The 794-nt window shown below is 66.7% G+C and carries 2 protein-coding genes; both read left to right on the top strand.

Features of this window, described 5'->3' with window-relative positions; translation table 11 throughout:
- Positions 1–386: hypothetical protein (locus EA795_RS21095; protein WP_158601321.1), on the top strand; the 386-nt coding region annotated here is incomplete at its 5' end.
- A 20-nt stretch (positions 387–406) separates the two neighbouring features.
- Positions 407–794, top strand: a 388-nt coding sequence (locus EA795_RS20645; protein WP_240645061.1) for a hypothetical protein, incomplete at its 3' end; no start/stop codon positions are given.

The following is a 794-nucleotide window of genomic DNA, read 5'->3' as shown; positions in this document are numbered from 1 at the left end:
CCGCGACCACGGACCGTGGCGCGGAGAATCCACGCTCGATAACCGTAAACCTGCCGGCGCTGGTGGAGGGTGTCTACGAGGACGCCTTCGCACACGGCCCGCTGCCGCTGGTGTTCACAAACTGGAGCCAGCAGACATGGACCCTCCGGTTCGATCCCTCGGCGTTCTGGGTTGATGGGCTCGCCTACGAATTGCTGCTCGAAGGCTTCGACAGGCTCGGCCTTACGGTGAGCCAGGAGGGGATAGACGACCGAATTACCGTGGTGACGCTGCCAGCAGAAACCCAGGTGTGGATCGACGCTGCTGGTTGGGCGGGTCCGCCCGGTGGAAACTATGAGAACTTCGGGCTCAATCTGACAGCCCGACCGATCAGCCTCTACCTCTGATCATCACGCCTCAGTNCATCGTGCAGGGCGCCACCCTGCGCGACACCCTGCGGCTGATGCAGCCGCGCCTGGAATACCGGCCCATCACCGCCATCGGCGGCTCGCCGGTGCGCCTTACCGTCGACCATGGCCTGCCGGGCAACTGGCTCGCCTGGGTGGAGGGCTCGACTGGCCTGCAGGGCCTCAACCGCTCCACCCGCGAGCGCCCGCACCGCGTCACCGTAATTGATGAATCGACGCTGGAGATCAACGCGCTTTCGGCGTTCGGCCTGGCGCCCAGCGGCGGGCAGCTGATCTACAAGCCGCCCGTGGACCTCACCGGCGCGGCGGCCCGCATGCAGATCCGCGCCGGCATCGGCGGTGCGCTGCTGCTGGAACTGACCACCGAGAACGGCGGCCTGGCCATCA

The sequence above is a fragment of the Stutzerimonas nitrititolerans genome (assembly GCF_003696285.1).
Lineage (GTDB): Bacteria > Pseudomonadota > Gammaproteobacteria > Pseudomonadales > Pseudomonadaceae > Stutzerimonas > Stutzerimonas nitrititolerans.
Note: the sequence above shows the minus strand (reverse complement) of the source record. Positions and strands in the feature narration are given on the sequence as shown.